This is a genomic window from Pseudomonas sp. ZT5P21 (assembly GCF_054897785.1).
The window spans coordinates 2,082,642-2,095,387 of record NZ_CM142705.1 but is presented as its reverse complement, the minus strand read 5'-3'; the positions used below and the strand labels follow the sequence as shown (position 1 = coordinate 2,095,387).

Sequence of the window (12,746 nt, the reverse complement as noted above, 5' to 3'; positions counted from 1 at the left end):
CAGGTTAGATGGCGCTAGCTAGATCCTGAACTGTCCGACCAAACTGCCCAAACGCCGACCAAGATCCGCCAGGCTGCGGGACGTCTGGGCGCCGAGTTGGGTTTCGTCGGCCACGTTGTCCACGGCCACCGCGATCTGGTGCACGCTGCGGTTGATTTCTTCGGCCACGGCGGTCTGCTCTTCGGCGGCACTGGCGATCTGCGCGTTCATCGAATTGATGGTGCCGATCAGCTGGGCCATGGTGTCGAGCGAGGCACCCGCTTCATTGGCTTGGGCCGAGGTGCCGTCGCCGGCCTCGCTGGAACGGCGCATCGCTTCCACCGCTGATTGAGTGCCGGCCTGCAAGCGATCGATCATGCCCTGAATTTCCTGGGTGCTGATTTGCGTGCGACTCGCCAGCGCCCGCACCTCGTCGGCCACCACCGCAAAACCGCGACCGGCCTCCCCGGCACGGGCCGCTTCGATCGCAGCGTTGAGCGCCAACAGGTTGGTCTGCTCGGCAATCGAACGAATCACCCCGAGCACGCTGACAATCGATGACACGTCCTTTTGCAGGCTGTCGAGGGACACGCCGCTGCTGCGAATATCGTCCACCAACGCATGAATCTTCACGATGCTGCCCGCCACCACACGCTTGGCGGCCTGGCCTTCTTCGTCAGTTTGCTGAGCGGCGACGGCGGCGTTTTGCGCACTTTTGGCCACTTCTTGCGCGGCAGCCGACATCTGGTTGATCGCCGTGGCGACCTGATCGGTCTCGTGACGCTGACGCTCCATTGCTTGATCAGAGCGCTGGGCCTGATCGGACACCTGATTCACCAGCCCGGTCAGCTGCGACGTCATTTCAGTGATCTGACGCACCAGACCGTGGATCTTGTCGACAAAACGGTTGAACGAACCCGCGAGCTGGCCGAGCTCGTCCTGGCTGGTGATGGTCAGGCGCCGCGTCAGGTCGCCCTCGCCCGCCGCGATGTCATCGAGGTTGGCTTTCATCAGGTTCAGCGGACGCAGGATGGTGTTGGCCAGCAGCATGCCGGCGACGGCGATCAGCAACAGCACCACCACGGCGATGCCGATGATGCTCAGCAACACGCCTTCCATGCGCTCCTGAACCTTGGCCTCGACCACCGCCACTTGCGCCTCGATACCGTCGAGGTTGACCGAGGTGCCGACGGCCATGTCCCACTTCGGCAGGTATTCGGTGTAGCCGAGTTTCGGCACCAGCACCTGAGTGTTGCCGGGCAATGTCGAGCTGTAGTGCAGGTAATGAGTGCCGTCCTTGGCGACTTTCACCAAATCTCGGTTGACGTAGACGCCGTTCGGATCACGGTTGTCCTTAAAACTCTGGCCCACGCCTTCGGGGCTGCTGGCCTTGAACAGGCGCACGGTGTTGGAGTCGTAGCCGAAGAAGTAGCCATCCTTGCCGTAGCTGATGCTCGACAGCAATTTGATCGCCTGCGCTCGCGCTGCGTTATCACCCGGGGCAGCTGCATCGTAGAGCGGTTTGATCGCCGTCATGGCCACGGCCACATAACTTTGCAGGGTGGCCTTGGCATCGCTGAGCAGGCGCTGACGGGTGTCCTCGACTTCCTTGCGGGCTTGTTCCTGCAGTACGAACACCGTGGTCAGGCTTATGACCAGCGCAAAGAGCAGCACCGGGAGGACGGCAAGGGACAGGACTTTAGCCTTCAGGCTCATGCGCATGACAGGTTCACTCTTTTTTTATTTTATTGGCGTGGTTAAAGGTTTTAACGGCACGCGAAACCAAAAGTTGAGCCAGCTTCACACTGAGACCCTGTGGGAGCGAGCTTGCTCGCGATGACGGCGGTAAATTCAGAATTGATGTGACTGACAGACCGCTATCGCGAGCAAGCTCGCTCCCACAGGGGGGCCGTGTTTAGAGCACCATCGCGGCCACCCAGCCGAACGCCAGCAACGGCAGGTTGTAATGCAGGAATGTCGGAACCACGGTGTCCCAGATATGGTGATGCTGGCCGTCGATGTTCAGGCCGGAGGTCGGGCCCAGCGTCGAGTCCGAGGCCGGCGAACCGGCGTCGCCCAACGCACCGGCAGTGCCGACGATGCACACGATGGCGATCGGGCTGAAACCCAGCTGCACACACAACGGTACGAAAATCGCTGCCAGAATCGGAACGGTGGAAAACGACGAGCCGATGCCCATGGTCACCAGCAGACCGACCAGCAACATCAACAACGCGCCGATGGCTTTGCTGTGACCGATCCACGACGCCGACGCTTCAACCAGGGTTTGCACCTGGCCGGTGGCTTTTATCACCTCGGCAAACCCCGAGGCAGCGATCATGATGAAGCCGATCATCGCCATCATCTTCATGCCTTCGGTGAACAGATCGTCGGTGTCGCGCCACTTCACGATGCCCGACACCGAGAAGATCAGAAACCCCACCAGTGCGCCGATGATCATCGAGTCCAGCAGCAGCTGGATAATGAACGCCGCCGCGATGGCCACACCCGCGACCATCAGGCTCAGCGGGTTGTACTGCACCGCGACCTGCTCGACCTGCTCGATCTTTGCCAGGTCATAGACGCGCTTCTTGCGGTAACTGACAAAGGCTGCCGCCAGACCCACCACCATGCCCAACGCCGGAATGCCCATGGCATGGGTGACGTTGATACCGCTGATATCAACGCCGCTGCGGGCCACGTTGGCCAGCAGAATTTCATTCAGGAAGATATTGCCAAAACCCACCGGCAGGAACATGTACGGCGTGATCAGACCGAAGGTCATGACGCAGGCAATCAGGCGCCGGTCCAGTTGCAGCTTGGTCAGCACATACAACAATGGCGGCACCAGCAGCGGAATAAACGCGATATGTATCGGTAGAATATTCTGGGAAGCGATGGCCACTCCTCCCAGCAAACCGATTAACAGCCACTTGACCGAGCCACCACCGCTGGCGTGCTGGCGATCGACCATGGCCAGGGCCTTGTCCGCCAGCGCATGGGCCAGTCCGGACTTGGCAATCGCCACCGCGAAGGCGCCGAGCAAAGCATAAGACAACGCCACCGTCGCCCCGTCGCCGAGGCCGCTGTTGAACGCTTTCAGGGTGGCGTCGATGCCCAGACCACCGGTCAGGCCACCCACCAGCGCGCCGATAATCAGCGCGATCACAACGTGCACGCGGGACAGGCTGAGCACCAGCATGACGCCGACCGCGGCAATTACAGCATTAATCATCGTTACCTCAAGGCAAGCGAAATGAGCCCGGCCGGCAGTCTGCGAAGAGCCGCCAGCGGATCAAGGAATGGGTTTTATTAGAGGGCGCGCACTTTGAAGCAAGCGCGCGCAGGCTGCAAGCCTCAAGAAAGTCGTTCGTGCGCCGTTATAGTGCAAAGTCTAAGATATTTATCGAATAAGGACGTCTCCATGTCGCTCAGACAACTTTCCATTCAATGGAAAATCACCCTGCTGGCCGGGCTGTGCCTGGCGGGTATCGTGACCTTGCTGGTAGGTCTTTCGCTGTACCGCATGGAGCACAGCTCCGAGCTGGTGAAAGCGTCGAGCATGGAGATGCTCACGGAAGCCGCTCAGGCCCGGATCGAATCTCAAGGCGAAAATCAGGCTCTGAACATTCGCCAGCAGTTCATGGACGCCTATCAATATGGCCACGGCTTTTCGCGTCAGGTCTTATTCCTGCGTGACCAGGCCGAAAAGCGCTTTCTCGATGCCTTCGACCTGCGCGAAGACCTGACCCGTCAGGTCAAATCCGCGCTGCAAGCCAACCCGGAGTTGCTCGGCCTGTCCCTGGTGTTCGAACCCAATGCGCTGGACGGCAAGGACGACCTGTTCGCCGGCCAGGCGGAGCTGGGCAGTAACGATAAGGGCCGTTTCGCGCTCTACTGGTCGCAGGCGACGCCGGGCGAGTTGACGTCCATGGCGCTGCCCGAAACTGACTTGGCCGACACCCGCGCCGGCCCCAGTGGCGAACCTGCCAATGCCTGGTTCACCTGCCCGCGCACTTCGCTCAAGCCCTGCGTGATCGAACCCTACTTCTATGTGATCGACGGCCAAAACGTGCTGATGACCAGCATCGTGTTCCCGCTGATGGTCAACGGCAAAGTCATCGCTTCGCTATCGGTGGACATCAACCTGAACAGCCTGCAAGCAATCAGTCAGGGCGCGAGCAAAAAGCTCTATGACGGCCAGACCAGCGTCAGCATCATCAGCCCGGCCGGTTTGCTTGCCGGCCACAGCCCGGACGCCAGCAAACTCAGTCAGCGCCTGGACGCCGTCGACAACACCAGCGGCGCGGAGCTGATCCGCATGCTCGCCGCCAGCAGCAAAACCGCCAGCCTGCACAGCCATCAGCAGTTGAAAGTGTTGTCGCCGTTCCAGCCGATTCCAGATGGAAAGCCGTGGGGCGTGCTGCTCGACGTACCGGAAAAAGTCCTGATCGGCCCGGCTGAAGCGCTGAAGAAACAACTAGATGACAGCAACACCGCCGGCACGTTGGTTGAACTCGGCCTCGGTGTGCTGGCGGCGTTGATCGGCCTGTTGCTGGTGTGGCTGATGGCACGCAGCGTGACCAGACCGATCCTCGGCGTGGCGCAGATGCTCGAAGACATCGCCAGCGGTGAAGGCGACCTGACCCGGCGTCTGGCTTACGACAAAAAGGATGAATTGGGCCAGTTGGCTGGCTGGTTCAACCGTTTCCTCGACAAGCTGCAACCGATCATCGCCGAAGTGAAACGCTCGGTGCAGGACGCCCGCAGCACGGCGGATCAGTCCTCCGCCATCGCCACGCAGACCAGCGCGGGCATGGAGCAGCAATACCGCCAGGTCGATCAGGTGGCCACCGCCTCCCACGAAATGAGCGCCACTGCCCAGGACGTTGCCCGCAGCGCCGCGCAAGCGGCACAGGCTGCAAAGGATGCGGATCAGGCGACTCGCCGCGGATTGACGGTGATCGACCAGACCACCGCCAGCATCGACAACCTCGCCGCCGACATGAGTGCGGCCATGGTGCAGGTCGAGGGCCTGGCGGCGAACAGCGAGAAAATCGGTTCGGTGCTGGAAGTGATTCGCGCCATCGCCGAGCAAACCAACCTGCTGGCCCTCAATGCCGCCATCGAAGCGGCCCGTGCCGGTGAAGCCGGCCGTGGTTTCGCCGTGGTGGCCGACGAAGTGCGCAACCTCGCGCGGCGTACGCAGGAGTCTGTCGAAGAAACCCGCCTGGTGATCGAGCAGTTGCAGAGCGGCACCCAGGATGTGGTGGGTTCGATGAACAACAGCCATCGTCAGGCCCAGGGTAGCGTCGAGCAGGTCAGCCAGGCCGTCACCGCATTGCGCCAGATTGGCGACGCGGTGACGGTGATCAGCGACATGAACCTGCAGATTGCCAGCGCGGCGGAAGAACAAAGTGCGGTAGCGGAAGAAATCAATAATAACGTGGCGACCATTAGGGACGTGACCGAGTCGCTGTCCGGGCAGGCCAATGAGTCGGCGCGGGTGAGCCAGTCGCTCAATAGTCTGGCGAATCAGCAGCAGGGGTTGATGGATCAATTCCGCGTCTGATTACGCGGACCAATGTGGGAGCGAGCTTGCTCGCGATAGCGGCCTGACAGTCGACATTAGATGGTGAATGTTCTGTCGCTATCGCGAGCAAGCTCGCTCCCACAAGGTAATCAGCGTGCCTCAGATCGGTGTTAGCGTTTGGGGAGTTCGATAAGCACCTTCAACCCGCCCCACTCGCTCTCTTCCAGCCGCAATTCCCCGCCCCACGTGTCGACGATGTCGCGCACAATCCCCAGCCCCAACCCATGCCCATCCGTCTGCTCATCCAGCCGCGTGCCTCGGTTGATCACCTGATCACGCTGATCCTCGGGAATCCCCGGCCCATCATCTTCCACGCTTAGCTGAAATCCTTCAGCTGTCTCGACCACGCTCAACCGCACCTCGGCATCCGCCCACTTACAGGCGTTGTCCAGCAGATTGCCCAGCAGCTCCAGCAAATCTTCACGATCCCAAGGCAACTGCAACCCGGCCGGCGCGCGATAGTTGAGCGCCAGATGTTCACCGTGAATCATGTTCAACGTGGCGAGCAATCCCGGCAGTTGCGCATCGCAATCAAACAGCGCCCCCGGCAGCGCATCGCCGGACAGCCGGGCGCGATTGAGCTCGCGGTTGAGTCGCTGCTGAACCTGTTCCAGTTGCGCCTTGAGGAGCTTGCGCAACTCGGGATGGGCTTCGAGTTTTTCACTGGACGCCACGCTCAACAAAACGGCCAGTGGAGTTTTCAAGGCATGCCCGAGGTTGCCCAACGCATTGCGCGAACGCTTGAGGCTGTCTTCAGTGTGCGCCAGCAAATGGTTGATCTGAGCCACTAGCGGTTCAAGCTCCAGCGGCACCTGATCATCCAGTTGCGAACGTTGGCCCTGCTGCAACTGGGCGATCTGCTCGCGAGCCCTTTCCAGTGGGCGCAAGGCGCGGCGCACGGTGATCCGCTGCAACAGCAGAATCAGCAACAGCCCCGCCAACCCCAACCCCAGACCCACTTGCTGCATGCGCTTGAAACTGTCGCGCACCGGGGTGTAGTCCTGGGCGACGCTGATGGAAATCGATTGGCCGAGTCGGCGATAGTCCGAACGCAAGACCAGCAATTGCTGGCCTTCCGGCCCCAGTTGCAGGTTGCTGTGCAGGCCGGGATGTTCGAGGCGCGGCAATTCCTGATCCCACAACGAACGCGAGCGCCAATGACTGTCGGCAAAATCGATGCGGAAGTAATGTCCGGAAAACGGTCGTTGGTAGGCCGGCGACAGGTGTCGCTCATCCAGCTGCAAACCCTGCGGCCCGCGCACCAGCGCCACCAGCAGGTCTTCGCTGTCGTTGCGCAACCCCGCTTCGAGGTAGCGCTGCAAACCCACTTCGAACAGCCACAGGCTGGTTTGCGCCAGCACCAGACCGACGACCACCATCACGCTGATCAGCCCCAGGCTCAAACGGCGCTGGATCGACCTCACTGCGCTTGACCGCCAAACAGATAACCCTGGCCGCGACGGGTTTCGATCACGCTGCGCCCGAGTTTGCGTCGCAGGTGATTGACGTGAACTTCCAGCACGTTGGAATCACGTTCGGTTTCGCCATCGTAGAGGTGTTCGGCGAGGTGGCTTTTGGAGAGAATCTGCTCGGGGTGCAACATGAAATAACGCAGCAGGCGGAATTCTGCGGCGGTGAGCTGAATGTCGGCGCCATCGCGGGTGACGCACTGGCGGCCCTCGTCCAAATGCAATCCCGCCGACTGAAGCGTCGGTTGATTGACCTGGCCATGGGAGCGTCGCAACAGCGCCTGGATGCGCAAGTGCAGTTCTTCAGGATGGAAAGGTTTACTCAGGTAATCATCGGCGCCGGCCTTGAGGCCTTCGATCCGTTCGGCCCAGGAGCCGCGTGCCGTCAGGATCAGCACCGGCGTGGCCAGCCCGCCTGCGCGCCACTGCGCCAGCACGTCGAGCCCCGGCAAACCTGGCAAACCCAGATCGAGGATGATCAGGTCATAGGGTTCGCTGCTGCCCTGATAGACCGCGTCACGGCCGTCGGCCAGCCAGTCCACGGCGTAGCCCTGGCGGGTGAGGCCGGCCATCAGTTCGTCGGCCAGGGGCACGTGATCTTCCACCAGGAGCAAACGCATGGGTCAATCTTCCTTGTCTTTCAGTAACTGGCCAGTGGTGGCATCGACGTCCAGCTCACGGACCACGCCATCGGCGGTCAGCAACTCGACTTCATAAATGTAGGCGTCGTGTTTCTCTTCGAGCTCTGCTTCCAGAAGCTTCGACCCGGGATAGCGATCCATTGCCTGCTTCAACAGTTGCTCGAGCGGCAGCGTCACACCTTGCTGGCGCAGGCGTAGGGCTTCGTCCTGATCCAGGTCGCGCGCCATGACCACCGAGCAAAACGCCAGAAGCACCAGCGCCGTGCGTGAAAACGAAAACACCTTCATTACGTATCCTGATGATCCTTGAGAACCTGCCCGCTGACAGCGTCCAATTCCAGGTCCCACTCAATGCCTTGTGGGTCGCGCAGCTCCACCTGATAGATGTACTTGCCGTACTCCTCCTCGAGCTCGGTTTCGGTGACCGTCGAGCCTGGGTGTTTGGCCAATGCCGTGGCGTTGAGCTTCTCGAAAGACACAATGGTACCAGCCTCGCGCAGGCGCAGGGCTTCGTCGGGGCCCAGGTCGCGGGCATGGGCGATGCTGGCGGTCATGGCGATGATCGACGCGGTAACCAAGGCAGGCAGGGTTGTCATGGGGTGTCTCCGTATTTTTTCAGGTGTTGCGTGCGGGGGCCACCTTAGCGATTCGAACTTAATTGAAACTGAATTGCCATCATCAGGAGTGGCACCTCGACATCGCAGACTTGCACAAAACCTGTGGGAGCGAGCTTGCTCGCGATGGCTTCGTGTCAGTCGACATCAATGCTGAATGTCAGTCCGCCATCGCGAGCAAGCTCGCTCCCACCGTGGATTTGTGGCGTTGCCTGACCTGTCTATAATCCCCCGCTTGCCAGACATCGAGACCGGTATGACCGCTATCCACATCAAATTCCCTTCCCTGACCCTCAAGGCCGGCCCTCGTGCTTTGGCGCGGATCCGTGAAAACGGTTTGAACGCCGCTGATGTCGGCACGCTACCGGGCGCCGCTGGCGGGCCCAAGGCGTTGGGAATTCAAGGTCTGGACCTCGCGCTGTTCGGCGAATGGTTGCCCGCCGCGCCGCGTGAACGTTCGCTGATCGGCGCATCGGTCGGCTCCTGGCGCTTTGCCAGTGCTTGTCTGCCAGATGCAGCCGAAGGCCTGCGCCGCCTCGGTCACCTGTACACCGAGCAGAACTTCGCTAAGGGCGTGACCATGGCGCAGATCAGCCAAAGCTCCCGGCGCATGCTCAATGACCTGCTCGACGGCCGCGACGCCTCGATTCTGGAAAACGCCCATTACCGACTGAACATCATGGTGGTCAAAAGCCACGGTCTGCTCGCGGACGACCATCGCGGCCGTCTCGGGTTGGGCCTGTCGTCGGTCATCGCCGACAACCTGCGCGGTCGCGCGCGGCTGTCGCGGCATTTCGAGCGGCTGATCATCCACGACCCGCGCCTGGCGCCGCCGCTCAATGCCTTGAACGATTTCCCCTCGCGTTTCGTCGCGCTGAATGCCGGCAACCTGCGCCAGGCCTTGCTCGCCTCGGGTTCGATTCCGATGGTGATGGAAGGCGTGCGCGACCTGCCGGGCGCTGGCGCCGGAACGTTCCGCGACGGCGGTCTGCTGGACTATCACCTCGACCTGCCCTACAGCGGCGATGACATCGTGCTGTATCCGCACTTTACCGACCGGGTCATTCCCGGCTGGTTCGACAAGACCCTGCCGTGGCGCCGCGCCTGCCCTGCCCGCTTGCAGGATGTCCTGTTGCTGGCACCGTCGAAGGAATACCTGGCGCGCCTGCCCTACGGCAAACTGCCGGACCGAAATGATTTCAAGCGGTTCATGGGCGATGCGCCGAGCCGCCAGAAATACTGGCGCACGACGATGGATGAAAGCCGCAGGCTCGGGGATGAATTTCTCGAGCTGGCCGCCAACGGTCGACTTGGCGAACGCTTGCTGACCCTTTAGTCAGGACAAACTGTTAAACTCGCCGCCTGCCCACATCGCCGCGGCGATCGCCACCTGACAGAGCTGAAAACACCTGTGGAAATTTTCAAAGAGTTTACCTTCGAATCCGCCCACCGCCTGCCCCACGTCCCGGACGGCCACAAGTGTGGCCGCCTGCATGGTCACTCGTTCAAAGTGGCGATTCATCTGAGTGGCGATCTGGATCCGCATACCGGCTGGATTCGTGACTTCTCGGAGATCAAGGCGATCTTCAAGCCGTTGTATGAGCGGCTGGATCACAACTACTTGAATGACATTCCGGGGTTGGAGAATCCGACCAGTGAAGTGTTGGCGAAGTTTATCTGGGCTGAACTTAAGCCGTTGTTGCCGGAGCTCAGCGCGATCCGCATCCACGAGACGTGCACCAGCGGTTGCATCTATCGCGGCGAATAACCAGACAGCCCCGCTCTCACAGGGGTATGCGTTTCGTCAGTTGATTAATTAAACAGCCTTCATTGGCTGTTTTTTTATGCCTATGCTTTTTGGCTTGCATCCGCCAGGAGGACGCAACCATTACTGAATGGCCGATTCCGGGCTCGCACTTTCACCCAATCCAACATGGTGTTCTGTCAGTCAGGCTGCTTTCGCACCTACTGTTGCGCTAACGTAGGGTGTACTGACGCGAAGCGCCAACGCACCATGACAAGATCTCTAAAAGGATTCGCCTGATGCACATCATCAACGCCCGCCTGCGCAACCAAGAAGGCCTGCATGAGTTGCACCTGGAAAACGGCCTGATCAGCAACATCGCTCGTCAGACCGAAGCGCCTACCCTGGGCCCTGATGATCTGGACGCCGGAGGCAATCTGGTGGTGCCACCCTTCGTCGAGCCGCACATCCACCTCGACGCGACACTGACCGCCGGCGAGCCGCGCTGGAACATGAGCGGCACGCTGTTTGAAGGCATCGAATGCTGGGGCGAGCGCAAGGTGACCATCACCCAGGAAGACACCAAAAACCGGGCGAAGAAGACCATCCAGACCCTCGCCGCCCACGGCATCCAGCACGTGCGCACCCACGTCGACGTGACCGACCCGCAGCTCACCGCGCTGAAGGCGATGCTCGAAGTGCGCGAGGAAAGCCGGCACTTGATCGACATGCAAATCGTCGCATTTCCCCAGGAAGGCATCGAGTCATATCGCAACGGTCGCGAGTTGATGGAAGAAGCGATTCGCATGGGCGCGGACGTGGTCGGCGGGATTCCGCATTTCGAATACACCCGCGATCAGGGCGTGAGTTCGGTGAAGTTCCTCATGGACCTCGCCGAACGCACCGGTTGTCTGGTGGACGTGCATTGCGATGAAACCGACGACCCGCATTCGCGCTTCCTCGAAGTGCTGGCAGAGGAAGCCCGTAGCCGCGATATGGGTTCGCGGGTCACGGCCAGCCACACCACGGCCATGGGTTCTTACGACAACGCTTACTGCGCCAAACTGTTTCGCCTGCTCGGGCATTCGGGGATCAGTTTTGTCTCCTGCCCGACCGAAAGCATTCACCTGCAAGGGCGCTTTGACAACTTCCCGAAACGCCGTGGCGTGACCCGGGTAAATGAGTTGCTCGAAGCCGGCATGAACGTGTGTTTCGGCCAGGATTCGATCGTCGACCCGTGGTATCCGCTGGGCAACGGCAACATCCTTCGGGTGCTCGAAGCCGGCCTGCACATCTGTCACATGCTCGGGTATCGCAACCTGCAAAGCGCGCTGGATCTAGTGACCGACAACAGCGCCAAGGCGATGGCGCTGGGTGACCGTTATGGACTTGAGCGCGGGCGGCCGGCGAACTTGCTGATTCTTTCGGCGGACAGTGATTACGAGGTGATTCGCAGTCAGGGGTTGCCGCTGTATTCGGTGCGCGGTGGCCAGGTATTGATGAAGCGCCAGATGCCGGTGGTGGAGTTTTTCGGCGATCAGGGCTGAATGTTGTTTCACATGACTGGCCTCATCGCGAGCAAGCTCGCTCCCACAGGGAATTTGTGGACGACACAGATCCAAAGTGGGAGCGAGCCTGCTCGCGATGGCGTCGTTGAATTCACCGCATCAACCGAGCCGTACCAAACAGGCTGACCCGACTCAATTCGCCGTGCTCTTCTTCCAACAAAATCGGCGCCGTACCACCCGGCATCACCACGCTCACGTCACCCGCCGCCGCCCAACCTGCCCGCCACGCCGCGCACGCCACCGCGCTCGCACTGGTGCCGGACGACGCCGTAGGCCCTTCCCCTCGCTCAAACACTCGCGCAACAATTCGCCCTTGCGACTCATGCATCGCCCACTGCAAATTAATACCCGCCGGACACGGTCGTCCTGCTCCGGTCGGCATGGCGTAGGCAATTTTCGTCAGCCCTTCGGACAACCTCGCTTCGCGCATTTGCTCATTCGTCGGCAATGCCTGTGCATCGTCGACAAGGGTTACGCAGTGCGGATTGCCGACCCGCACGAACTGACTGCGGAACCAGGCCGGATCCAGTGACGACAGCGGTTGAACGTGGCTGAGCTCACGACCTTTGAATACTACCCCAGACACCCCTTGAGCACTGACCGCCTCCGGCCCGAACACCGGTTTGCCCAGATCCAGCCAAAAGCCCTGCACGCCTTCGACTTGCGCGCTGCTCACTGATGTTTCACCGGGTGAAAGTGTATCGTCCTTGTCGTGATGAACCCTGAGCACACACGCCTCGTTTTCCGGAAAAAGCCCTTGGTCACTGAGCGCCCGGGAAAAAATCGTCAGCCCGTTGCCACTGCGCTCAGCCAACGTGCCGTCGGTGTTGACGATCAACAGATCGAACGGTGGCGCTGATTGAAACGGCCCCACCAGCAGACCATCGCAGCGATGGTCCTTGCTGCCGGGCGGTTGCGTGCCCGGCGCCCAGGCGCAGAATGCCTCGATGGCCGACAACGCCCAGGCCGAGCGGGTTTGCGCCGCCAGACTGGCCTGCTCAGGTAAATCGATCCCTCCGCGACGCACCGCGTCAGGCGCCACCACCGCGTAGAGGTTGCCTCGAGCATCGTAGAACGGCGTCATGACGCCTCCTGTACAAACATCGAAGGCGACAACATATCGCGAAACCGCGACTGG

The 12,746-nt window shown here is 60.8% G+C and carries 11 protein-coding genes and 1 pseudogene; 5 read left to right on the top strand and 7 right to left on the bottom strand.

What is annotated here, in order from left to right; translation table 11 throughout:
- Positions 1 to 18: 18 nt before the first annotated feature.
- Positions 19 to 1,701, bottom strand: coding sequence for a methyl-accepting chemotaxis protein (locus ACYZT9_RS09580; RefSeq protein ID WP_462009567.1), 1,683 nt, complete (start codon positions 1,699 to 1,701; stop codon positions 19 to 21).
- A gap of 193 nt (positions 1,702 to 1,894) precedes the next feature.
- Entirely contained in the window at positions 1,895 to 3,211 is a 1,317-nt protein-coding gene (locus ACYZT9_RS09575; RefSeq protein WP_462010189.1) for a Na+/H+ antiporter family protein, read from the bottom strand.
- Between the two features lie 192 nt (positions 3,212 to 3,403).
- Between ACYZT9_RS09575 and ACYZT9_RS09570 the strand changes: the two are divergent.
- A pseudogene (locus ACYZT9_RS09570) lies at positions 3,404 to 4,693 on the top strand (methyl-accepting chemotaxis protein); the annotation flags it as partial.
- A gap of 102 nt (positions 4,694 to 4,795) precedes the next feature.
- Positions 4,796 to 5,551, top strand: a complete 756-nt coding sequence (locus ACYZT9_RS09565) for a methyl-accepting chemotaxis protein (RefSeq protein WP_462010188.1) — start codon at positions 4,796 to 4,798, stop codon at positions 5,549 to 5,551.
- A 131-nt stretch (positions 5,552 to 5,682) separates the two neighbouring features.
- Here ACYZT9_RS09565 and ACYZT9_RS09560 read toward each other — a convergent pair whose 3' ends face one another.
- Genes ACYZT9_RS09560 through ACYZT9_RS09545 form a run of 4 tightly spaced genes read right to left on the bottom strand, consistent with a single transcriptional unit; the run spans position 5,683 to position 8,278 of the window.
- On the bottom strand, positions 5,683 to 6,996 hold the full coding sequence (locus ACYZT9_RS09560) for a sensor histidine kinase (protein WP_462009566.1): 1,314 nt from the start codon (positions 6,994 to 6,996) through the stop codon (positions 5,683 to 5,685).
- A complete protein-coding gene (locus ACYZT9_RS09555; RefSeq protein ID WP_462009565.1) occupies positions 6,993 to 7,661 on the bottom strand; it encodes a response regulator transcription factor in 669 nt (222 codons plus the stop codon). Before ACYZT9_RS09555 ends, ACYZT9_RS09560 begins: the two co-directional genes overlap by 4 nt.
- Before the next feature lie 3 nt (positions 7,662 to 7,664).
- Positions 7,665 to 7,970, bottom strand: a complete 306-nt coding sequence (locus ACYZT9_RS09550) for a PepSY domain-containing protein (protein ID WP_462009564.1) — start codon at positions 7,968 to 7,970, stop codon at positions 7,665 to 7,667.
- A complete protein-coding gene (locus ACYZT9_RS09545; protein ID WP_462009563.1) occupies positions 7,970 to 8,278 on the bottom strand; it encodes a PepSY domain-containing protein in 309 nt (102 codons plus the stop codon). Before ACYZT9_RS09545 ends, ACYZT9_RS09550 begins: the two co-directional genes overlap by 1 nt.
- Before the next feature lie 274 nt (positions 8,279 to 8,552).
- On the opposite strand from ACYZT9_RS09545, the gene ACYZT9_RS09540 reads away from it, so the two are divergent.
- The 3 genes from ACYZT9_RS09540 (at position 8,553) to codA (ending at position 11,587) form a co-directional block, all read left to right on the top strand.
- On the top strand, positions 8,553 to 9,632 hold the full coding sequence (locus ACYZT9_RS09540) for a patatin-like phospholipase family protein (RefSeq protein ID WP_462009562.1): 1,080 nt from the start codon (positions 8,553 to 8,555) through the stop codon (positions 9,630 to 9,632).
- Positions 9,633 to 9,707: 75 nt separating this feature from the next.
- Positions 9,708 to 10,064: a 6-carboxytetrahydropterin synthase QueD gene (gene queD / locus ACYZT9_RS09535; protein WP_008056290.1), complete on the top strand. Its 357-nt coding sequence runs from the start codon at positions 9,708 to 9,710 to the stop codon at positions 10,062 to 10,064.
- Positions 10,065 to 10,339: 275 nt separating this feature from the next.
- Positions 10,340 to 11,587, top strand: a complete 1,248-nt coding sequence (gene codA, locus ACYZT9_RS09530; RefSeq protein WP_462009561.1) for a cytosine deaminase — start codon at positions 10,340 to 10,342, stop codon at positions 11,585 to 11,587.
- A gap of 112 nt (positions 11,588 to 11,699) precedes the next feature.
- On the opposite strand, the gene ACYZT9_RS09525 is transcribed toward codA, so the two are convergent.
- Complete coding sequence (locus tag ACYZT9_RS09525) at positions 11,700 to 12,692, bottom strand: diaminopimelate epimerase (protein ID WP_462009560.1); 993 nt, start codon at positions 12,690 to 12,692, stop codon at positions 11,700 to 11,702.
- Between the last annotated feature and the right edge of the window lie 54 nt (positions 12,693 to 12,746).